Annotated in this window: 22 protein-coding genes; 7 read left to right on the top strand and 15 right to left on the bottom strand. The window is 70.5% G+C overall.

The window, feature by feature from the left end:
* Positions 1 to 6: 6 nt before the first annotated feature.
* Positions 7 to 1,146: an acyl-CoA dehydrogenase family protein gene (locus OG928_RS19410; protein ID WP_406285412.1), complete on the top strand. Its 1,140-nt coding sequence runs from the start codon at positions 7 to 9 to the stop codon at positions 1,144 to 1,146.
* Between the two features lie 138 nt (positions 1,147 to 1,284).
* Complete coding sequence (locus OG928_RS19405; protein WP_406285410.1) at positions 1,285 to 1,482, top strand: type II toxin-antitoxin system VapB family antitoxin; 198 nt, start codon at positions 1,285 to 1,287, stop codon at positions 1,480 to 1,482.
* A gap of 37 nt (positions 1,483 to 1,519) precedes the next feature.
* On the opposite strand, the gene OG928_RS19400 is transcribed toward OG928_RS19405, so the two are convergent.
* Both OG928_RS19400 and OG928_RS19395 read right to left on the bottom strand, forming a co-directional pair.
* Positions 1,520 to 1,699 carry a hypothetical protein gene (locus OG928_RS19400; protein ID WP_406285408.1) on the bottom strand — a complete coding sequence of 60 codons (180 nt, stop codon included), beginning with the start codon at positions 1,697 to 1,699 and terminating at the stop codon, positions 1,520 to 1,522.
* Positions 1,700 to 1,852: 153 nt separating this feature from the next.
* The gene (locus OG928_RS19395; protein WP_406285406.1) at positions 1,853 to 2,632 is read right to left on the bottom strand and encodes an SDR family NAD(P)-dependent oxidoreductase; all 780 of its coding nucleotides are present in this window, start codon (positions 2,630 to 2,632) and stop codon (positions 1,853 to 1,855) included.
* Between the two features lie 447 nt (positions 2,633 to 3,079).
* Between OG928_RS19395 and OG928_RS19390 the strand changes: the two genes are divergently transcribed.
* Positions 3,080 to 3,682, top strand: a complete 603-nt coding sequence (locus OG928_RS19390) for a hypothetical protein (protein WP_406285404.1) — start codon at positions 3,080 to 3,082, stop codon at positions 3,680 to 3,682.
* A 97-nt stretch (positions 3,683 to 3,779) separates the two neighbouring features.
* Here the strand turns inward: OG928_RS19390 and OG928_RS19385 are convergent, their stop codons facing one another.
* The 4 genes from OG928_RS19385 to OG928_RS19370 form a co-directional block, all read right to left on the bottom strand.
* Positions 3,780 to 4,766 (bottom strand): acyl-CoA dehydrogenase family protein, encoded by a 987-nt coding sequence (locus tag OG928_RS19385; protein ID WP_406285401.1) that lies wholly within the window; start codon positions 4,764 to 4,766, stop codon positions 3,780 to 3,782.
* 7 nt (positions 4,767 to 4,773) lie between these two features.
* Positions 4,774 to 5,961, bottom strand: a complete 1,188-nt coding sequence (locus tag OG928_RS19380) for an acyl-CoA dehydrogenase (RefSeq protein ID WP_406285399.1) — start codon at positions 5,959 to 5,961, stop codon at positions 4,774 to 4,776.
* 29 nt (positions 5,962 to 5,990) lie between these two features.
* The gene (locus OG928_RS19375) at positions 5,991 to 6,899 is read right to left on the bottom strand and encodes an SDR family oxidoreductase (RefSeq protein WP_406285397.1); all 909 of its coding nucleotides are present in this window, start codon (positions 6,897 to 6,899) and stop codon (positions 5,991 to 5,993) included.
* A 177-nt stretch (positions 6,900 to 7,076) separates the two neighbouring features.
* Positions 7,077 to 8,336: an amidohydrolase family protein gene (locus tag OG928_RS19370; RefSeq protein WP_406285395.1), complete on the bottom strand. Its 1,260-nt coding sequence runs from the start codon at positions 8,334 to 8,336 to the stop codon at positions 7,077 to 7,079.
* A 99-nt stretch (positions 8,337 to 8,435) separates the two neighbouring features.
* Here OG928_RS19370 and OG928_RS19365 point away from each other — a divergent pair, with 99 nt between their 5' ends.
* Positions 8,436 to 9,050 (top strand): cysteine hydrolase, encoded by a 615-nt coding sequence (locus tag OG928_RS19365; protein WP_406285393.1) that lies wholly within the window; start codon positions 8,436 to 8,438, stop codon positions 9,048 to 9,050.
* Positions 9,051 to 9,117: 67 nt separating this feature from the next.
* Here OG928_RS19365 and OG928_RS19360 read toward each other — a convergent pair whose 3' ends face one another.
* A complete protein-coding gene (locus OG928_RS19360) occupies positions 9,118 to 10,680 on the bottom strand; it encodes a class I adenylate-forming enzyme family protein (RefSeq protein WP_406285391.1) in 1,563 nt (520 codons plus the stop codon).
* 219 nt (positions 10,681 to 10,899) lie between these two features.
* Between OG928_RS19360 and OG928_RS19355 the strand changes: the two genes are divergently transcribed.
* Entirely contained in the window at positions 10,900 to 11,328 is a 429-nt protein-coding gene (locus OG928_RS19355; protein WP_406285389.1) for a Rieske (2Fe-2S) protein, read from the top strand.
* A 273-nt stretch (positions 11,329 to 11,601) separates the two neighbouring features.
* On the opposite strand, the gene OG928_RS19350 is transcribed toward OG928_RS19355, so the two are convergent.
* Positions 11,602 to 12,426: an alpha/beta fold hydrolase gene (locus OG928_RS19350; RefSeq protein WP_406285386.1), complete on the bottom strand. Its 825-nt coding sequence runs from the start codon at positions 12,424 to 12,426 to the stop codon at positions 11,602 to 11,604.
* A gap of 104 nt (positions 12,427 to 12,530) precedes the next feature.
* On the opposite strand from OG928_RS19350, the gene OG928_RS19345 reads away from it, so the two are divergent.
* Positions 12,531 to 13,010, top strand: a complete 480-nt coding sequence (locus OG928_RS19345; RefSeq protein WP_406285383.1) for a MarR family transcriptional regulator — start codon at positions 12,531 to 12,533, stop codon at positions 13,008 to 13,010.
* Here the strand turns inward: OG928_RS19345 and OG928_RS19340 are convergent.
* The 7 genes from OG928_RS19340 to OG928_RS19310 all read right to left on the bottom strand — a co-directional run bounded on the left by OG928_RS19340 (position 12,997) and on the right by OG928_RS19310 (position 19,981).
* Complete coding sequence (locus tag OG928_RS19340) at positions 12,997 to 13,617, bottom strand: Uma2 family endonuclease (RefSeq protein WP_406285382.1); 621 nt, start codon at positions 13,615 to 13,617, stop codon at positions 12,997 to 12,999. The genes OG928_RS19345 and OG928_RS19340 overlap by 14 nt on opposite strands.
* Before the next feature lie 147 nt (positions 13,618 to 13,764).
* The gene (hemB, locus tag OG928_RS19335; protein WP_406285380.1) at positions 13,765 to 14,763 is read right to left on the bottom strand and encodes a porphobilinogen synthase; all 999 of its coding nucleotides are present in this window, start codon (positions 14,761 to 14,763) and stop codon (positions 13,765 to 13,767) included.
* Between the two features lie 5 nt (positions 14,764 to 14,768).
* The gene (locus OG928_RS19330; RefSeq protein ID WP_406285378.1) at positions 14,769 to 16,376 is read right to left on the bottom strand and encodes a uroporphyrinogen-III synthase; all 1,608 of its coding nucleotides are present in this window, start codon (positions 16,374 to 16,376) and stop codon (positions 14,769 to 14,771) included.
* Entirely contained in the window at positions 16,373 to 17,305 is a 933-nt protein-coding gene (gene hemC / locus OG928_RS19325) for a hydroxymethylbilane synthase (RefSeq protein ID WP_406285375.1), read from the bottom strand. The genes OG928_RS19330 and hemC overlap by 4 nt, the downstream gene beginning before the upstream one ends.
* Entirely contained in the window at positions 17,302 to 18,630 is a 1,329-nt protein-coding gene (locus tag OG928_RS19320) for a glutamyl-tRNA reductase (protein ID WP_406285372.1), read from the bottom strand. Before OG928_RS19320 ends, hemC begins: the two co-directional genes overlap by 4 nt.
* Before the next feature lie 58 nt (positions 18,631 to 18,688).
* Positions 18,689 to 19,432, bottom strand: a complete 744-nt coding sequence (locus tag OG928_RS19315; RefSeq protein ID WP_355534206.1) for a redox-sensing transcriptional repressor Rex — start codon at positions 19,430 to 19,432, stop codon at positions 18,689 to 18,691.
* 279 nt (positions 19,433 to 19,711) lie between these two features.
* Positions 19,712 to 19,981: a glutaredoxin family protein gene (locus OG928_RS19310; protein WP_406285370.1), complete on the bottom strand. Its 270-nt coding sequence runs from the start codon at positions 19,979 to 19,981 to the stop codon at positions 19,712 to 19,714.
* A 173-nt stretch (positions 19,982 to 20,154) separates the two neighbouring features.
* Here OG928_RS19310 and OG928_RS19305 point away from each other — a divergent pair, with 173 nt between their 5' ends.
* Positions 20,155 to 21,060: an HAD family hydrolase gene (locus OG928_RS19305; protein ID WP_406285367.1), complete on the top strand. Its 906-nt coding sequence runs from the start codon at positions 20,155 to 20,157 to the stop codon at positions 21,058 to 21,060.
* Positions 21,061 to 21,236: the final 176 nt, after the last annotated feature.

Raw genomic sequence — 21,236 nt, 5'->3', positions numbered from 1 at the left:
CGCGCGATGGACCTCGATTTCACCCAGGAACAGGACATCCTCCGGGAGACCGTGCGCGGCCTGACGGCCCGGCACGCCGACCTCGGTGTCGTTCGCGAGCTCGAGAACGACCCGGTCGGATACCCCCAGGACTTCTGGAAGAAGCTCGGCGAGTCCGGCCTCACCGGCCTGACGCTGCCCGAGAAGTGGGGCGGGTCGGAGATGACCACGCTCGACGCGACCGTGGTCTACGAGGAGTTCGGGCGTTCGCTCGTGCCGACTCCGCACTTCGTCAGCTCGGTCCTGGTCGGCGGCGTGCTCGTCGCGGCCGGCTCCGACGCGCAGCGGGACGCGTACCTGCCGGGCATCGCGGCCGGCACCACGATCGCGAGCGTCGCGTGGCTGGAGCCGGACCGCGGCTACGGCGGCAAGGGCGTCGCGCTCGCGGCCCGGGCGGACGGCGACGGCTACCTCCTGTCGGGCACCAAGCGCCACGTCGCGTACGCGTCGGCGGCCGACGTACTGCTCGTGCTCGCCCGGACCGGCACCGCGGGCACCCCCGGCGACCCCGCCCAGGGCGTCTCGCTGTTCCTCGTCGACCCGAAGGCGGACGGGGTCACGCTCACGCAGCAGACCACGATCGCCTCGGACACCCAGTACCGGGTGGAGTTCGCCGACGTCCGCGGCGAGCTGGTCGGCTCGGCCGGCGCGGGCTGGCCGGTGTGGTCCGACGTGCTGCACGACGGCCTGATCCTGCTCGCGGCCCAGGCCGTGGGCGGCGCCAAGCGCGCGCTCGAGATCACCGTCGAATACGCCAAGCACCGCAAGCAGTTCGACAAGCCGCTCGGCGCCTTCCAGGCGATCGCGCACAACCTGGCCGACGCCTCGACCGCCGTCCTCGGCGCCGAGACCCTGGTCTGGGAGGCCGCCTGGTCCCGCGACAAGGGCCGGGACACCGCCCGCCTGGCCCCGATGGCGAAGCTCTTCACGGCCCGCACCTACCGCGAGGTCACCGACCTCGCGGTGCACGTGCACGGCGGCATGGGCTTCACCCTGGAGTGCGACGTCCAGCTGTACTTCCGCCGCGCCAAGTCCCTCCAGCTCAACTGGTGGGACGACCGCTACCTGGAGGAACTGATCGCGGCCGACGTCCTCGACAAGGACTGACACCCGATCCCCGAACGGCCGCCCCGATCCTTGGATGGGGCGGCCGTTTGCCTGTCCGGTTCCGATCCTTTCGGATACGGACGCTATGTGCCGGCCGCCTGACACACTGAGCGAGAGATATCTCGCTGGAGGCATGCCATGGCCCGCACTGTCATCGACGTGGACGAGGTGGACGACCGCCTGCTCCGCGTGGCCGCCGAAGAACTCGGAACCACCACGGCAGAGGACACCGTCAACGAGGCGCTTCGACAGGTAGCAGCGCGAGCCGCACAGCGGCGCATCATGGCAGGCCTGGAGGCGGGCATTCACGACGAATTGCCGGATCCCGAATTCTGAGAGCAGCGGCCATCCCGGCCCGGAACAGCGGCCGGGGTCATTCCTCTTCGACGTAGACCTTGGTGCCGTCCGGGTACACCCTGTACACGCCGCCCTCATCGCCGCCGACCGCAGGGAGGCCCGCCGCGTGCAGTTCCGCGACCGCCTGGCGAACGGCTTCGGTCATCAGTTCGTCGACTCGCTCGCGACCTATCCTGTCCAGCAGCGATTTCGTCATCGACCCCTCCGGCGGTTCGGGTACGGCGCGCGGGCGACTTCGGCGGTCCGAGTCCAGGATGCCGGCCGGCGTGCACGTCGTGGGATGACGACCGATCACCGGTCGGCCCCGCCCGCGACCCGGGCACCGGCCGAGGCTTTGTCGCCGTCGGGGTCAGACCCCGTATCCGCCGTCCACGTCCAGCTTCTGGCCGCTGATGAAGCCCGCCCGGTCGGAGGCCAGGAAGCACACCGCCTCGGCGATGTCCCCCGCCCCGCCGAAGCGCCGCAGCGGGATGTTGCGACGGGCCACGTCGAGCGCCCGCTCGTCCAGGTCGCCGCTGTCGATCAACCGCGCGGCCATGCCGTCGGTGAGCATGCCGGGGCCGACGCAGTTCGCGCGCACCCCGAACCGGCCCTCCTCCGCGGCGATTCCGCGTACCACCGCCTCGACCGCGCTCTTGGTGCACGAGGACAAGCCGTCGCGGACCGGGAAGCGGCTCGTGGCGGCCGTCGTGACCGCGACCAGGCTGCCGTTGCCCGCCGTGCGCAGGTGCGGCAGCGAGGGGTGTACGAGGTTGAAGAACGCCGCGGCGTCGCCGTCGAGTTGCTCGCGGTACTGGGCCGGCGAGACCCGGCTCAGGTGCAGCATCGGTACATGCGGCCCCGCCGCGTACACGACCGTGTGCACGCCGCCGAACTCCGCCGCCGCCGCGTCCACGAAGGCCGCCACGGCGTCCGCGTCGGTCAGGTCCACCTGCCACGCGCAAGCCCGCCGGCCGTGCTCGGCCCGGGCCTCCTCCGCGACCGCCTCGACCGCGGCGGCCCCGCGCCGGTAGGTCACCGCGAGGTCCGCGCCCCGCTCGGCGAACATCCGGCAGATCGCGGCCCCGATCCCACCGCCGGCCCCGACCACCACGACCGCACCGGTCCGGCTCTCGAAGTCGCGCTCCATGACTGGCTCCCTGCGTCGGCGCCCCACTGATCTGACGGTTAGTCAGAAATATACGGGCAGTCGCAAACTGTCAATGGATCACGCCTCTGACCTGCCCAAACAGCGAAACCGACCGGATGCCCGAGGTCGCCGTCGGCGCGCCCGGGCACTCGGGTCGGCACATACACCACCACCGTGCGTTTCGCCGCCCGTCCAGCGGGGCCCGATCACCGCCCCGACGCCGCACGCCCGCGATCCGTCGGGAACCGGCCCCGTGAAAGATCTCGACCCGATCGGGCCGATCGGGCGGTGCCGGGGCGAACCGGCATGCCGGATTCGCCGGTCGGGTAGCAGAGCGACGGCGACCTGCGGCTCGTACCCGCCGTATCGACCGTCGCCCGAACCGCCGGCCGTCACACGAGTGCCCGCGGCAACCTTCTCGGGGATCACCACGCGGAGGAACACGACGTGAACACTGCATCCCTGCTGCGCCCGACACGCGTGCTCGGACCGATCGCCGCGGCGCTGACACTCACCATGGCGATCGCCACCCCGGCATCGGCGAACCCGTCCACCGTCACCCGCCAGGACTCCGAAGTGCGCTGGACCGCACCCGACGGCGAGGCCAACCTCGCCTGGATGGGCCAGTACACCGACCAGGTCCAGGTCGTGGACCTGAACGGCATCTCCGCCGGCCCCGGGTGTACCGCGCTCAGCGCCCTGGACGTCACCTGTGGGCCGGTCGCCGGCACCAGCGGGCTCCACCTCGACGCCGGAGACCAAGACGACTACGTCGGCATCACCGACCTGGCGATTCCGGCCGAGGTCGACGGCGGTCCCGGCAGGGACCAGGTCGAAGGCGGCAACGGCGACGACCGGCTGACCGACCCGGACGGATGGCCCGCGCTTCCGGACGCGCCGAGCTTCTCCGGGCACGCCGGCGACGACGAGATCATCAGCTTGAACGGCGGCTTCGACCGGATCGAATGCGGCCCCGGTTTCGACGTCGTCATGGCAGACCCCGACCTGGACGTGACGGCAGCGGACTGCGAGCTGGTCGTCCTGCCCTGATCCGACGCCGCCGGCACCCGGCTGCCGCACGCGGCGTCGAGCGCCGGCCGCACCATGGACGGCCCGGTCGGCGCTCGACGCCACCCCGGCTCACGGCCTAAAGCGTCGCCGCCAACGCTTCCTCGTTCTCCTCGGCCCCGCCGAACTGGGTCGCGTGGACCCAGGCGCGCTTCAGGTACAGGTGTACGTCGACCTCCCACGTGAAGCCCATGCCACCGTGCACCTGCGTCGCGTCCTTGCCGTTCTTCGTCGCCGCGTCGTCGCCCATGATCTTGGCCGTCAGCACGGCCACCTCCGGGTCGCCCACCGCCGGGTCGTCCAGCGTCACGGCCGCCGCGTACACCGCCGCCCGGGCGATCTCGGTGCGCACCAGCATCTCCGCACACAGGTGCTTGACCGCCTGGAAGCCGCCGATGACCCGGCCGAACTGCTCGCGCTCCTTGGCGTACTGCGTGGCCATCTCGGTCAGCCTGCCCGCGATCCCGAGCTGAAGCGCGCCCGTGAGCACCGCCCCGATCCGCCGCCACTGCTCCGCGGTCGCCACGTCGGCCACCAACTCGCCCGCGGGCAACTCGTCCACGGCCGTGACCGGTGTGAACGGATCCACCGGATGCCCGACCGGCACGCCCTGCACCGCGGACGGGTCGACCAGCCGGATGCCCTCGTCGGTCAGCACGAGCAGCGCGTCCAGCGCGTCCAGGTGCTCGATCAGCAGCGGCCACACGTCGCCGTCGACCAGCCCGACCACGGCCACGCCCGACGCCGCGTCCGTGCCCAGGTCACCGGGCAGCGAGGCGGCCAGGTGCGTCGCCACCAGCGGCCCGGGCAACAGCACCCGCCCGGCCTCCTCGTACACCAGCGCCGCCTCGGCCACGCCGAGCCCGACGCCACCGTCCTCCTCCGCGACCCGCAGCGAGAAGAAGCCGGTCTCGGCCAGTTCCTTCCACAGCGCGCGGTCCACCATGCCCGGCACCGGAGCGGTGTCCACGAGCGCCCGCATCCGGTCCCGGTCGAACCGGCCCTCGCAGAACTCCCGTACGCCGGACCGCAGATCGCGCTGGTCCTCGCTCAGCTGGAAATCCATGCCCCGATCACCGTTCCTTCGGCAGGCCGAGGATCCGCTCGCCCACGATGTTGCGTTGGATCTGCGACGTGCCCGCCGCGATCGTGTACGACAGCGACGAGAGCCGCTCGTCCATGAGCGTGCCGCTGGGCAGGCCCGCGACGTCGTCCACGGCGAGGGCGGCCCGACCGAGCAGCCGGTGCGCCAGGTCGTAGACCTTCTGCTTCGTCTCGGAGAACCGCAGCTTGAACACCGAGCCGCCCACACCCGGCACCCCGGAGCGCTGTGCCTCGGACACGTTCCACTTGGTCAGCGCCCACAGCGCCTCGAACTCGGCGGTCAGGTGCCCGAGTTCGCGGCGCAGCGCGACGTCGTCCCAGGCACTGGCCTGACGACGCGTCACCTTCTTGGACAGCGCGGCGAGTTCGCGCAGCAGCCGCTGACACGCGACCACCTCGCTGACGAAGGCCGTGCCGCGCTCGAAGGACAGCGTGACCATCGTGACGCGCCAGCCGTCGTTCTCCTCGCCGACCCGGTTCGCCACCGGCACCCGCACGTCGTCGAAGAACACCTCGGCGAACTCGGACGTGCCCATCACCGTCTCCAGCGGACGGATCGTGATGCCGGGCGTGTCCATCGGCACGATCAACCAGGTGATGCCCTTGTGCTTGGGGGCCTCCGGGTCGGTGCGCACCAACATCTCGCAGTAGTCCGCGACCTCCGCGTGCGAGGTCCAGATCTTCGACCCGTTGATGACGTAGTCGTCACCGTCGCGCACCGCACGCGTGCGCAACGAGGCGAGGTCGCTGCCCGCGCCCGGCTCGGAGAAGCCCTGGCACCAGACGTCGTCCCCGCTCAGGATGCCCGGCAGGTACCTGCGCCGTTGCTCCTCGGTGCCGGCCGCGTCGATCGTGGGTCCCGCGTGCAGCAGGCCGACGAAGTTCGCGCCCACGTAGGGCGCGCCGGCGCGCTCGGTCTCCTCCAGGAAGATCAGGTGCTCGGTCGGCGTCGCGCCCTTGCCGCCGGCCTCGACCGACCAGTGCAGGCCCGCGTACCCGGCGTCGAACAGCAGCCGCTGCCACGCCGTGTCGTACGCGCGCCGGCCCGGCCAGTCGTTGCGGTCGGGCTTGGCGGGCAGGAGCGGGATGGCCCGGTCGAGCCACGCGCGCAGTTCGGCGCGGAAGCTCTCCTCGGCCTCTGTGTACCGCAGATCCATGGCTTTCGACTCCCTGTCGGAACTCGGACTCAGGCGCCGTACACGGGCGTCGGGGCGGGCGCCTCGTCGATCAGCTTCGCCACGACCGGGCCCAGCTCGGCCGGGTCCCAGCGGCGGCCGGCCCTGGCCTCGGGGCCATGCTGCCACCCCGTCGCGACCGAGACCTTGTCGCCCTCGACCTCGAAGACCCGACCGGTCACCTCACGCGACTCGGGCGAACCGAGCCACACCACGAGCGGCGAGATGTTCGCCGGGTCGTAGAAGTCGAAGCTGCCGTCCTCGGGCTTGCGCACCATGTCGGGCATGGCCTCTTCGGTCATCCGGGTCCGCGCGGCCGGCGCGATGGCGTTGGCGGTGACGCCGTAGCGGCCCATCTCGACCGCGGCGATCTGGGTCAGGCAGGTGATGCCGGCCTTGGCGGCGGCGTAGTTGCCCTGGCCGACCGAGCCCATCAGGCCCGCGCCGGAGGTGGTGTTGATCAGCCGGGCGTCGACCGGGTTGCCGGCCTTGGCCTGCGCGCGCCAGTAGGCGCCCGCGTGCTTCATCACCGCGAAGTGGCCCTTGAGGTGTACGCGCACGACGGCGTCGAACTCGTCCTCGCCGAGCGAGACGATCATCCGGTCGCGCAGGAAGCCCGCGTTGTTGACCACGACATCGAGCCGGCCGAAGGCGTCGATCGCGGTCTGTACCAGGCGCTCGGCGCCCGCCCAGTCCGCGACGTCGTCCGCGTTGATGACGGCCCGGCCGCCCATCGCCTCGATGTCGGCCACCACCTGCTGGGCCGGACCCGGCGACCGGCCGTCGCCCTGGCGCGAGGCACCGATGTCGTTGACCACCACATGCGCGCCCTCACGGGCGAATGCCAGCGCGTGCTCGCGCCCGATGCCGCCGCCGGCACCGGTGACGATGACGACGCGCCCCTCGCAGATCCCACTCATTCCAGGCCCCTTTGGTGTCTGTGGTGTCTCTGGTGTCTCTGGTGTGCCGACGACGTGCGCCGACGACGAGTCGGATACCTCGGAAGCGGCCCGCCGAAGGATTCGACGAGCCGCTCCCTGCCGCGCTGCCGGGACCGGGTCCCGATCTCGCGTCGATGCCGATGAACCGACGAACGGTCAGACCGAGGGCACCCGGTCCCGGTCGAAGTCGAGATCGAGCATCCGGATCGCGTTGCCCCGGATGATCTTGTAGACCGTCTCCTCGCTCAGGCCCGCGAGGTGCTCCTCGGCGATCTTCTTGGTGTGCGGCCACGTGGAGTCGACGTGCGGGTAGTCGGTCTCGAACGTGACGTTGTCCTCGCCGATCGCGTCGAGCGAGTTCACCCCGTGCCGGTCCCGGAAGAAGCACGCGAACATGTTCCGCCGGAAGTAGTACGACGGCGCCTGTGGCAGGACCTCACCGGTGACCGCCCACGCGCGGTGCTCCAGCCAGACGTCGTCCATCCGCTCCAGGGCGTACGGGATCCAACCCATCTGGCCCTCGGAGTAGGCCAGCTTGATCTTCGGGAATCGGGCGGGGATACCCGCGAAGATGAAGTCGGCCATCGAGGCCATCGCGTTGTTGAAGCTCAGCGAGGCCTGCACGGCGGCGGGGGCGTCGGGCGAGGCGGCCGGCATCGTCGACGACGAGCCGATGTGCATGTTGATCGTCACGCCGAGGTCCGCGCAGACCTCGAAGAACGGGTCCCAGTAGCCGGTGTGGATGCTCGGCAGGCCGAGGAAGGCCGGGATCTCGGAGAAGCACACGGCGGTGACGCCGCGCGCCCGGTTGCGCTTGATCTCCTCGACCGCGAGCTGCACATCCCACAGCGGGATGATGATCAGCGGGATCAGCCGACCGCCCGAGTCGCCGCACCACTCCTCGACCATCCAGTCGTTGTAGGCGCGCACGCACGCGAGCGCGACCTCCTTGTCCGAGGCCTCCGAGAAGGTCTGGCCGCAGAACCGTGGGAAGGTCGGGAAGCACAGCGAGGCCTCGACATGGTTGACGTCCATGTCCTTGAGGCGCTCGGCCGGGTCGTAGAGCCCGGGGCGCATCTCGGCGCGCGTGATCCCTTCGAGGGTCATCTCGTCGCGGCTGAAGCCGACGGCCGCGATGTTGCGCTTGTACGGGAAGCGCAGATCCTCGTAGAACCACCAGTCAGCCAGCGGGCCGTTCGGGTCGGTCGTGATCTTGTAGCTCGCGCCGGTGTACTCCAGCGTGCCGATACCCGTGGTGACCGCCTTCGGGCCACGCTCGTGGTACTTCTTCGGCAGCCAGCGCTCGAACAGGTGCGCCGGCTCGATGACATGGTCATCGACGCTGATGATCTTCGGCAGCTCACCGAAGGAGTTTCCGGACTGCGTAGCAGCCTGCCCGGGCTGGTTGGTGCTCATCGGCCCCTCCCGCTCACTGAAATCTGATGGACCGTCAGATTTAGCGTAATCTCTGGGCGGAGGGAACCACAAGCTGACACAACGTCAGGAGAATCACGGATGGCCCTGCGCCTCGAAGAACTGATCGCCCCCCGACACACCGCGCTGATCACCCAGGAATGCCAGAACGGAGTGATCGGCGCACAGGCGGTCTTCCCCGCGCTGACCGCGCACACCAAGGAGCTGATTCCGGCCGTCGACCGGCTCGCGAAGGCTGCCCGCAAGGCCGAACTCCCGGTCGTGCACTGCCTCGCGGTCCGCCGCCCCGACGGGCTCGGCGCGAACACCAACGCCCGGATGTTCGGCGCCGCGGCCAAGGCGCCGGTGCTCCTGGAGCCGGGTTCGCACGCCGCCGCGGTCGCCGACGGCATCACCGTCGAGCCCTCCGACCTGGTGCTTTCCCGGTATCACGGGCTCGGCCCGATGGCCGACACCGGTCTCGCGGCCACCTTGCGGAACATGGGCGTGCGCACGATCGTCGGGGTCGGCGTCTCGCTCAACGTCGGCATGCTCAACTTCGCGATGGACGCCGTCAACGCCGGTTTCCAGTTCGTCCTGCCGCGCGAGGCGGTGGCCGGATTTCCCCCCGAGTACGCCGAGGCGGTGCTGGCCAACACGTTCAACGCGATCGCGACGATCACCACGGTCGACGCCGTACTGAATGCCTGGAACTGAAACTTGATGCCCCGTCACTTTGTAAGTGACGGGGCATCAGTAGCGCCGAAAGCGATCTGACCGATCGTCAGTACCCGGGCGTCCAGGGCTTCTTGTCGTATTCCTCGCGGAGCTTGAACTTCAGTACCTTGCGCAGCGTCTCGTTGCGCGGAAGCGCGTCGACGAGTTCGAGCTGCTCCGGGATCTTCTGCCGCATCAGACCGGCCTCGCGCAGGTAGGCGACCATCTCGGCGAATTCCAGATCGGGCTCGCCCGGCTGCCGTTCGACCACCGCGCACACCCGCTCGCCGCGCTCGCGGTCGACCAGGCCGATCACCGCCGCGTCGGCCACCTTCGGGTGCGCGAACAGCAGATCCTCGATCTCGCGCGCGGAGACGTTCTCACCCTTACGGATGATCACGTCCTTGAGCCGACCGGTGAGCGAGAGGTGCCCGTCGGCGCGCAGCTTGCCCAGGTCGCCGGTGCGGAACCAGCCGTCCTCGTCGAACGCGTCGGCGGTGAGCGCGGGGTCGGTGTACCCCTTGAACACCATCGGCCCGCGCAGTCGGACCTCGCCCTCCTCGTCGGTACCCGCGACGCTGCCGTCGGCCCGCGCGATCCGCACCTCGATGCCGCTGACCGGCTTGCCCTCGGTGTACGAGCGCTGGTCCTCGGAGTCGTGCGGGCCGCCCTGGGCGATCATCGGGACCTCGGTCATCCCGTACCCGTGGCACAGGATGGCCCGCATCTCGTCGCGCACCTCGGCGACCAGCTCCGGCGGCTTCGGGGCGCCGCCGCCGGAAACGATCCGCAGGGTCGGGATGATCTTGTCGCCGGGCTGCTTGCGCTGCTCGTTCAGGAAGGCGACGTAGAACGCGGTCGCGCCGCCGACCATCGTGACGCCGAGCCGCTTGTACACCGGCACCACGCCGGCCGGGTCGAAGTTCTCCACGATCACGGCCGGGAAGCCCGAGGCGAGCACCGTGACGATGTAGTCGGGGCCCGCGATGTGCGCGTACGGGAAGGCGATCGAACCGACGTCGGTCTGCGACATGTCGAGCGCGATCGCCAGGCCCTTGCCGCCCGCGAGCAGCGTCGAGTCGCTGTGCTGGACGCCCTTCGGGTCGGACGTCGTGCCGGAGGTGTAGTAGAGCCAGCGCACCTCGTCGCCGTCGGTCGGCGCGGCGGGCAGGTCGGCCGGATCGCCCTCGGGCAGCTCGTCGTACGCGACCAGCACGGTCGGCGGCCGGTCCAGGTCCTTCGCCAGCGCCTCGCCCATCGCGAGGAAGTCGAAGCCCTTCCACGAGCGCGGACACAGGAAGAACTCCGCCTGGGTCTGCCGCAGGCAGAAGCCGACCTCCTTCTCCCGGTAGAACGGGATGATCGGGTTCTGCACCGCGCCGAGCCGGGCGAGCGCGAACGACGCCACGATCGACTCGATGCGGGTGGTCAGCTGCCACGTCACGCGTGTTCCGGCGGTGATCCCGAGCGCGTGATAGCCCGCGGCCACGCGCTCCGCCCATGCCTTGAACTCGCCGAACGTGACCCTGCGGTCCTCCGGGTCGAGCAGCATCGGGACATCGGGAGTCGCCGCCGCGCGGCGCTCCACCAGCTCCCAGAGAGTGGTGGCGTCGTAGATCGGGTCAGACACGTGTCCTCCGCGCGGGAAGCTGGGCCGGGGGTACGGCGCCAGGACATGGCGAAGCCAGAGCCTGGTGCTGAGCTGACGGTACGTCAGAAGCTTTGCGGGAAGAAAGACTTCGCGTGGTCACGCGCATCACAACCGGGCCCGTCACGGCCGTGACCGGCGCTGGCCAAGTCGGGTCGGACTGCCTAGCCTGAGGCGGTACCGCCTACCCCCGGGGGCCGGATGTCGCCATTTCGCCGGGATCGGCCGCCGGTGTGCCTGGGCACGCTCGCGAGCCTTCCCGAAGACGTACCCAAGCGTGTCGGCACGAGCCCGCCGGTCGCGGTGGTCCGACACGGGGAGACGGTGCACGCGTTCGAGGACCGATGCCCGCACGCCGGCGCAATCCTGTCGCGCGGAGTGCTGGTCGGCGAGCAACTGACCTGCCCGGCACACAAGGGAGTCTTCGAAATCACCACGGGCCGCTCGATCGGCGACATCCCCTGCCGAACCCTACGCACATACACAACCTGGATCGAAAACGACCACGTCTACCGCACCCCCACCCCCCAACCCAAACGAACCGCCCGCCACACGACATGCCCTGACGGCCCCGGAGCAACCCAGCCAACCCACCAACACCCAACCCCAAACAGCCCAACCAACACTTGAGCCCAAACAGCCCGGCCGGCGCTTGAGCCCACCCAGCCCGGCCGGCGCTTGAGCCCACCCAGCCCGGCCGGCGCTTGAGGCCAAGTAGCCCGGCCGGCGCTTGGCCACCCAGCCCGGCCGGCGCTTGAGGCCACCCAGCCTGGCCGGCGCTTGAGGCCACCCAGCCTGGCCGGCGCTTGAGGCCAATCAGCCTCCGGCCAGGGCCGGCTTGGTCGCCGGCGGCCGCGGCGGATTACGAGTGACCGATGCCCGAACCGGTGGATCACCGCGCCCCTACCCGCCCAGCACCTCCCGAAGGCGAGCCGCGTAGACCCGCGGGTGCGAGGTGTTGCCGTTGTGCCCGCCGGGGAAGATCGCGAGTTCGACGCCGACCAGGGCGGCCAGCTCCGCCGCCGCGCGGTGGTCGAAGACCGTGCGCGGCGTGTCGGCGCCGGTGGCGGGCACGATGCGCGTGGTGCTGTTCCGCAGCTCCGCGAGATCCACGAAGTCCTCGACGATCGCGGTGAATTCGCGCTGGATGAAGAAGTCGAAGTCGGCCACCCGCCGCGCGTCCAGGGGCTGCGGCGTCAGGTCCGGTTCGCGGTCGCCCGCGACCGGGTCGATGCCGAGGGTCTTGGCCATGATCGGCAGCGCGGCGCCCAGCCCGTCCCGCCGGTGGATCACCTGAAGCTCCGTCAACTCGGCCCTGTGGTGGGCCTGTTCGCCCACCGGCAGCAGCCAGGGCGCGACCGGCTCGTGGGCGACCAGCGTGCCCAGCACTCCCGGCCGGCGCGCGGCCACGTGCAGCCCGATCAGCGCACCCATGCTGCACCCGAGCATGAGCGCCGGCTCGTCGGTCAGCTCGGCCAGCAGGCGGACCACGTCGTCGGCGTGCGCGTCGACGGTCACCGGCACCGCGGGGTCGACGAGTGTGCTGCGGGACAACCCGCGCCGGTCGTACGTCACGACCGTGAAGTCGGCGACCAACCGATCCACCATGTCGACGCTGCGACCGGCGCCTCCTTCGCCGCTTTGCGACACGAGCAGCATCGGACCGGAGCCCCGGACCTCGTAGTACAGCTCGGCGCCCGGCACAGACAGCACGGCATGCGCGGTCATGGTGTTCCCCCAGCGAGAAGACGGTTCGTTCGACTCCCCGAACGATAAAGCATCGATCGAGATACATCAAGATAGATGCATCTCGATCGATGTAATATCCGGGCATGAACGGAGTCGAACTCTTCCTGCTGGGCCGCACGCTGATGAAGATCGGCGAGGAGGCGATGCCCGAACCGGCCGGCGGTGCCGACCGCTACGCGGGCAGCACCCGCTCGATCCTGATCGTGCTCGGCGACCTCTCCGCCCACCCCGACAGCGCCATCGGCGAGATCGCCAAGCGCACCGGCCTGCCGCAGAGCCAGGTCTCCACCGCCGTGGCCCGCCTCAAGGAGGCCGGCTCGATCGAAACCACCCCGGACCCCACCGACCGCCGCCGCATGCTGGTCCGCCGCTCCCCGGAACCCTCCTCGCGCGTAACGGAGGTCCGCGCCACCACCATCGACGACGCGCTGGTCAGGATCGTGGACCCGACCGACGGGGAAGCGATCGCGGAGGTCAAGGAGGCCCTGGCAACACTCGCCCGCCACCTCCCGCCGACCGCCCTGGCCCGGCTACGCCCCCGCGGAGACGTCAGTTCGTCGTGATCTCGGGGCCGATCGCGAAGCCCTTCACCGGGCCGTCCGGGATGGAAACGGCAATCCCGTACGCCACCCGAGTTTCCACCTGGTAGACCCCCTTCGCGACATCCGGCTCGCTCAATACCGTCACGATCCCGGACTCGTCGAAGTCGTCGACGATCACGTAGGTGCCGATGCCGGCCTCCGCGTAGGCACGACGCTTACGCTCGCGATCGCGGGCCCCGGCCTCTCGCCCCGGAGACACGATCTCGGCGACCAGTACCACTCCCGTGGAGGCCACTCCGAGTCCATCGGGATCAGGAGCCTCGTCCAAGTCCTCGGGAGCCACGCAGACATCGGGGATGTAGACCTTACGGCGACAGATGACGTTGATGTCCTGGTAGGCCGAAAGCGAATCGCCGGACGCCAGATGATCTCTGAGCGCGTCGCGCAGACGGTTCGCGACCTTCCCATGGCGCCGCGACCCGGTGGGAGACACCTCGATGGCTCCTTCGATGATCTCGGCGCGCAGTCCCTCGGGCACGGTCATCTCGCTCCACGCCTGCCAGAGCACATCGTCCAGCGCGTCGAACTCGGAAGCAGTCACATGAGGCTCATGCATCGCGATCGCCATCGGGAAACACCTCCTTGCCCCCAAGTCTGGGCCACGGTCGCCGGAAGCGGACAAGCTTTCAGCCGACCGTATGCGGCATCCGCACGCTACGAGCCCACTTCAACGCCCGCTCACCCCATCGAGTGAGCGTCCCCCGCGGGCCGCCCGTCACCGCAACCGCCGCGCCGCCTCCGTCGCCCAATACGTCAGGATCGACGACGCGCCCGCGCGCTTGATCGAGGTCAGCGTCTCCATGACCACCCGATCCCGGTCGATCCACCCGTTCGCCGCCGCCGCCTCGACCATCGCGTACTCGCCGCTGACCTGGTACGCCGCCACCGGCACGTGCACCTCGTCGGCGATCCGCCGGATGATGTCCAGGTACGACATCGCGGGCTTGACCATCACCATGTCCGCGCCCTCGGCGAGGTCCAACAGCACCTCGCGCACGGACTCCTCGGCGTTCGCCGGGTCCTGCTGGTAGGTCATCCGGTCGCCCTTGAGCGTGGACTCGACCGCCTCGCGGAACGGACCGTAGAAGCCCGACGCGTACTTCGCGCTGTACGCCAGGATCGACACGTCCTGATACCCGGCACCGTCCAACGCCCGCCGGATCACCCCGACCTGACCGTCCATCATCCCGCTGGGGCCGACCATGTGCACGCCCGCGTCGGCCTGTACGACGGCCATCCGCGCGTAGGCGTCCAGCGTCGCGTCGTTGTCGACCGAGCCGTCCGCGGCCAACACGCCGCAGTGCCCGTGGTCGGTGAACTCGTCCAGGCACAGGTCGGACATCACGACCGCGTCGGAGCCCACCTCGGCCACCACGTCGCGGATCGCGACCTGGAGCACGCCCTCGGGGTCGAAGCCGGCGGAGCCGACCGCGTCCTTGACCGTCGGGATGCCGAACAGCATGATGCCGCCGACCCCCGCCGCGACCGCCTCGTGCGCGGCCTTGCGCAACGAGTCGCGGGTGTGTTGCACGACTCCCGGCATCGACGAGATCGGCACCGGTTCGGTCGCGCCCTCCCGGACGAACACCGGAAGGATCAGCTCGGCGGGATGCAGCCGGGTCTCCGCGACCAGGCGGCGCACCGCCGGGGACGTGCGCAACCGCCTCGGGCGGTGCGTGGGAAACCCTGACGATGCGTCAGCCTGGTACGACATGAGAACTACTTCGCCTTCCTCCGGGAACCGGGGCGCCGCTCACTCGGACGCGTGACCGGGTCGCCCGCCTCGATCATCGCCGCGCGTCGCGCCGTGCCGAACTCCGCGAGGGCCTCGGCCAGAGCGGACACCGACGGCTCGGGCGCCATGACGTCCACGCGCAGCCCGTGCTCCTCGGCGGTCTTCGCCGTGGCCGAGCCGATACACGCGATGACCGTCACGGCATGCGGCTTACCCGCGATGCCGACCAGGTTACGCACCGTCGAGGACGACGTGAACAAGACCGCGTCGAAACCGCCGCCCTTGATCGCCTCGCGGGTGTCGGCGGGCGGCGGCGCCGCGCGCACCGTGCGGTACGCGGTGACGTCGTCGACCTCCCAGCCGAGCTCGACCAGACCGGCCACCAGGGTCTCGGTGGCGATGTCGGCACGCGGCAGGAACACCCGGTCGATCGGGTCGAAGACCGGGTCGTACGGCGGCCAGTCCTCCAGCAGCCCGGCCGCGGACTGCTCGCCCGACGGCACCAGGTCCGGCTTCACGCCGAACTCGACGAGCGCCCGCGCGGTCGCCTCGCCGACGGCCGCGACCTTGATGCCCGCGAACGCGCGCGCGTCCAGGCCGTAGTCCTCGAACCGCTCGCGCACCGCGCGCACGGCGTTGACCGACGTGAACGCGATCCACTCGTAGCGGCCGGTGACCAGGCCCTTGATCGCGCGCTCCATCTGCTGCGGCGTGCGCGGGGGCTCGACCGCGATGGTCGGCACCTCGTGCGGGACCGCGCCGTACGAGCGAAGCTGCTCGGACAGCGTGACCGCCTGCTCCTTGGTCCGCGGGACGAGCACCTTCCAACCGAACAGGGGCTTGGTCTCGAACCACGACAAGGTGTCGCGCTGCGCGACGACCTCGCCGACGACCACGACGGCCGGCAGCGTGATCTTCGCGGACCGCACGTCGGAGGCCACCTGCGCGAGCGTGCTCACCAGGGTGCGCTGCTCGGTGGTGGTGCCGTTGATGGTGACCGCCACCGGCGTGGCCGGCTTGCGACCACCCGCGACCAGTTCCTGCGCGATCTCGGCGATCGAGTCGAGCGCACCGCGCAGCACGAGCGTGCCGTCGACGGAGCCGACCGTGGCCCAGTCGATCGAGGCCTCGGCCATGTCGAGGACGCGCACGCCACCGCTGCCCTTGGCCGGGTGCAGCGGGATGCCCGCGTACGTCGGAACAGCCGTGCTGACCGGCACACCCGGGACGACCTCGAAGACGATCTTCGCCTTCGCGACCGCCGTGACCTCGTCCGTGACCGACTGGTCCACGCACGGGTCACCCGCCACGGCCCGGACGACCTGCTTGCCGGCCCGCGCGGCGGCCACGACGACCTTGGCCCGGGCAACGGCCGACAGGAGTTCCCCGTCGTCACCGGTCACCGGGTCGAGGACCTCGACGCCGCTCTTGCAGTGGAACAGGACCTGGCGCAGCGTCGCCTCGTCGGCGACCACCACATCGGCCTCGGCCAGCACCTCGATGGCCCGCAGCGTGAGCAGTCGCGGGTCGCCGGGACCGGCACCCACAAAGGTCACGATGCCGCTGGGCTTCTTCTTCGCTCTGGGGCTCAAGGGACGCGCTCCCCCATCAAACCGGAGGCCCCTCGGGCGAGCAGTTCGGCGGCGAGTTCGCGACCGATCTTCTGCGCCTCGTCGAGGGTTCCGGTGGCGGACAACCGTACGCTGTCGGTGCCGTCGACATTCGCGACTACGGCCCGCAGGTACAGCTCGGTGACCTGCTCGCCTTCGGCGACCTCACAGAGGGCGCCGACCGGAGCCGAACATCCGGCTTCCAACACGGCGAGCAGCGTGCGCTCGGCCAGCACGGCGGCTCGGGTATCCGAGTCGTCCAAACCGGTGAGCAGTTCGACGAGGGCGGCATCGTGTGCCACGCACTCGACGGCCAATGCCCCTTGACCGGGGGCAGGCAGCATGTGGAGCGGATCGAAGGTCTCGGTGACCTCCTCCGCACGGCCCAGGCGGCCGAGGCCGGCCTTGGCCAGGACGACCGCGTCGAGTTCGCCGGACGTCACGAAGCCGATCCGGGTGTCGACGTTGCCGCGGATCGGCACGATCTCGTGCCCGAGCCCGAGCAGCAGCAGCTGCGCGGCGCGGCGCGGCGACCCGGTGCCGATCCGGGACCCGGCGGGCAGCTCGGCGAGCGCGAGGCCGTCCCGGGCCACCAGCGCGTCGCGCGGGTCGTGCCGGGGCGGGATCGCCGCGAGCGTGATGCCCTCGGGCTCGCCGGTGGGCAGGTCCTTGAGCGAGTGCACGACGAAGTCGACCTCGCCCGCGAGCAGCGCGTCCCGCAGCGCGTTGACGAAGACGCCCGTGCCGCCTATCTGCGTGAGCCGTTCGCGCGAGGTGTCGCCCTGCGTGGTGATCTCCACGAGCTCGACCCGGCGGCCGGTCAGCTTCGTGACGGCTTCCGCGACATGACCCGACTGGGCCATCGCAAGCTTGCTTCGCCTGGTGCCCAGTCGCAACGGTGCTTCGGTCACACCGCACCTTCCACGGAATCGGGAGTGTCGGCCCGGCGGACCACTTCTGGGGTGCCGGGGTCGAGATCGAAGAGCATCCGCAGCGCGTCGGCGTACGACGAGCCACCGGGCTCCCCGGCGAGCTGCTTCACCCGCACGGTCGGTGCGTGCAGGAGCTTGTCCACGACGCGGCGCACGGTCTGCTCGACCTCGGCGCGCACGCGTTCGTCCATCTCCGGGACCCGGCCGGTGAGCCGGTCGAGTTCGGCCCGCACGACGTCGGAGCCCATGCTGCGCAGCGCGACCACGGTCGGCGCCACCTGCTGGGCCTGCTGCGCGGTCGCGAAGGCGGCCACTTCCTCGCACACGATCTTGCGCACGAGGTTCACGTCGGCCGCGCCGGCGGAGTCGGCGGAGACCTCGGCCAGCAGTTCCAGGTCGATCAGCACGACGCCGTCGAGCTCGCGCACGGCCGAGTCGATGTCGCGCGGCAGCGCGAGGTCCATCAGCACGAGCGGTTGCTCGACACCGCGCTCACGGCGCGAGGCCAGCACGGCCTCGATCTCGTCCCGGCCGATCACCAGACCGGCCGCGCCGGTGCAGGAGACCACCAGGTCGGCGGCGGCGAGCGCGTCCGGCAGCGCGGACATCGGCACGGCCCGGCCGCTCACCGACTCGGCGAGGCGTTCGGCCCGCTCGTAGGTGCGGTTCGCGACGACGATGTGCCCGACGCCCTCGCGGCTCAGCGTGGTCGCGGCGAGCGCGCTCATCGAACCCGCGCCCACCACGAGCGCGCGGCAGCCCTCGATCGCGTCCATCGACAGCTCGGCCTGGGCGAGGCCGACGGTCATCAGCGACCGCCCGGCCCGGTCGATACCGGTCTCGGTGTGTGCCCGCTTGCCGACCCGCAGGGCCTGCTGGGTCAGTTCGTTCAGGACCCGCCCGGCGGTGCCCTGGCTCTGCGCGAGCGCCAGTGCGCCCTTTATCTGGGCGAGGATCTGACCCTCGCCGACCACCATCGAGTCGAGTCCGCACGCGACCGAGAACAGGTGCTGGACCGCGCGGTCCTCGTAGTGCACGTACATGTACGGAGTCAGCTCGGCGACCGGCACGCCGGTGTGGCGCGACAGCAGGTTGCCCAGCTCGGTCACGCCGCCGTGGAACCGGTCCACGTCCGCGTAGACCTCGACCCGGTTGCAGGTCGAGAGCAACACGGCCTCACCGACCGGCTCGGCCTCGATCAGGTCGCGCAGCAGCGCCTCCTGGGCCGTCCCGGTGACCGAGACGCGCTCCAGCAGGCTGACCTCGGCCGTGCGGTGGCTGAGACCGACCGCCAGGACACTCATGGTGTCTTCCTACCGTTGTTCGCCGTGTTCGCAGGCGCGACACCCGCACTACAGCCGGTCACGCGGGCATCACCTCGGGGAGGTCGCCGCGTTCCCCGGGCTTCGAGGGTCGCGCCGGGACCGGTCCCGCGACGGGATCGAGACCGGACTTGCGCTGTTCGTGGAAGGCCAGGATCTGCAGTTCGATCGACAGATCCACCTTGCGCACGTCGACGCCCTCGGGAACGGAGAGGACGGTCGGCGCGAAGTTCAGAATGCTCGTGATACCCGCGGCGACCAGCCGGTCGCACACTTCCTGCGCGGCCGGCGCCGGCGTCGTGATGACGCCGATCGACACGTGGTCCTCGCGCACGATCTGCTCGAGGTCGTCCATGTGCCGCACCGCCATGCCCGCGATCCGCTGACCGGTGACCGCCCGATCGGCGTCCAGCAGGGCCGCGACCCGGAAGCCACGCGACGCGAACCCGCCGTAGTTGGCGAGGGCGTGCCCCAGGTTTCCTATACCGATGATGGCGACCGGCCAGTCCTGGGTGAGCCCGAGTTCACGCGAGATTTGGTACACGAGATACTCGACGTCGTAACCGACACCACGGGTGCCGTAGGAGCCGAGATACGACAGGTCCTTGCGCAGCTTCGCCGAATTCACCCCGGCGGCAGCGGCGAGTTCCTCGGACGAGACCGTGGGAACACCTCGCTCCGACAGCGCACTGAGCGCCCGGAGGTACAGCGGAAGCCGCGCTACCGTCGCCTCGGGGATGCCACGTCCCCGCTGCGCCGGTCGCTCGGTACGCCCTGTAGCCACGCTGCTCCTGTGGGTGGGACCTGGGATTTCGATTGCCAGGTTAGGCTTTTGTGAACGTACGCACAAAGTAGGTGTCCGATTTGCGCGCCTGTCGTGATGCTCGTCACGCCTTGGTTCCGAACACGGGCGTGAACTCGGTCACACGAGGTGACGTCGATGTGGGCCATTCGTAGTCGCGCCCGCTCTCCGCACACACCCCCCTACCGTACGTGTCGGTGATTCTTCCCTCCGTCGGCCCCCTCTCCGAGCGAGGCCGAACAGGGGCCGACCGCACTCGGCTCAGCCCCCCAGTGCGCGTCGCAGCCGCTTCTCGTCCACCCGCCAGAAGTCGTGCTGCCTGCCGTCCACGAACGTCACCGGGATCTGTTCCCAATACTTGTGCTGCAGGTCGGCATCAGTGGTGATGTCGACCTCTTCCCAGGTCACACCCAGTTCTCCGGTCACCCGTTCGATGACGACGCGGGCGTCGTCGCACAGGTGACACCCGGGCTTGCTCAACAGCGTCACGGTGCGGGTCGCGGCGTCGGGGCGGCGGCGGAAGAGATTCACGTCCTCGATTGTCACCCGACGAGGGGCCGGCCAGAAGGGCGCTCCCCGACTCGGCCGGCCCCGCACGCCGCACCGGCCGCCGGAGCGCGCCCCGGTTCGCGCTTCATCGGGGCGGCGCCGGACGGCAAGACAACCGCCACACACACGCAATGCGCGCCTACTACGCTCGGCACATGGTTCTCTTGCGCCGGCGATCGACGACCAAGAACACCACCGACAGCGCCGTGCGAGCCGGTGAGGCAGCGGCCGCGGCAGCACACGCGAGCGCCCCGCCACGCGCCCCCGGCGACGACGGCCTGCCCGCGACGATCGGCGCCGCGTTCTTCGACCTGGACAACACCGTGATGCGCGGCGCGTCGATCTTCCACCTGGCCCGCGGCCTGTACGCGCGCCGGTTCTTCACCAAGCGCGACATCGCCAGGTTCGGCTGGCAGCAGGCCCGGTTCCGGCTCGGCGGCGAACACATGGGCCACGTGGGCGACGCGCAGGAGACCGCGCTGTCGTTCGCGAGGGGCCACACGGTCGAGGAGATCCGGCTGATCGGCGAGGAGATCTTCGACGAGTGCATGTCGGACAAGATCTGGCCCGGCACCCGCGGGCTCGCCCAGATGCACCTGGACGCCGGCCGTCAGGTCTGGCTGGTGACCGCCGCGCCGGTCGAGATCGCCACCACGATCGCCGGCCGGCTCGGGCTCACCGGCGCACTCGGCACGGTGTCCGAGACCCGGGCGGGCGTGTACACCGGTCGCCTCGTCGGCGAACTGCTGCACGGCGAGGCCAAGGCGGAGGCCGTCCGCGCGCTCGCGATCCGCGAGGGCCTGGACCTGACCGACTGTTCGGCCTACAGCGACTCGGCCAACGACATCCCGATGCTGAGCCTGGTCGGCGACCCGTGCGCGGTCAATCCGGACACCCGGCTGCGCCGCCACGCCCGGGAACACGGATGGCGCGTCAAGGACTACCGCACCGGCCGCAAGGCGGCCCGGATCGGTCTGCCGGCCGCCGCCGGAGTCGGCGCGGTCGCGGGCGCGCTCGTCGCCGGCACCGCCGTTCGACGCCGCGTGCCGCACCGGATCTGATCGGCCGCCCCGGCCGTCCACAACCCCCGCGACCTGCGACGAGGGGTCCGTTCGGCATGCCCGGGACGCCCGACCGACGGCAAGTTGTCCGTATATAGCACAGGTGACACGCGGCAATCCGACAAACACGCAAAGAGCACACAACAGCGGTGCATCCCGGTAGCTTCACAACGCCG

Source organism: Embleya sp. NBC_00896 (genome assembly GCF_045207785.1).
GTDB lineage: Bacteria > Actinomycetota > Actinomycetes > Streptomycetales > Streptomycetaceae > Embleya.
Note: the sequence above shows the minus strand (reverse complement) of the source record. Positions and strands in the feature narration are given on the sequence as shown.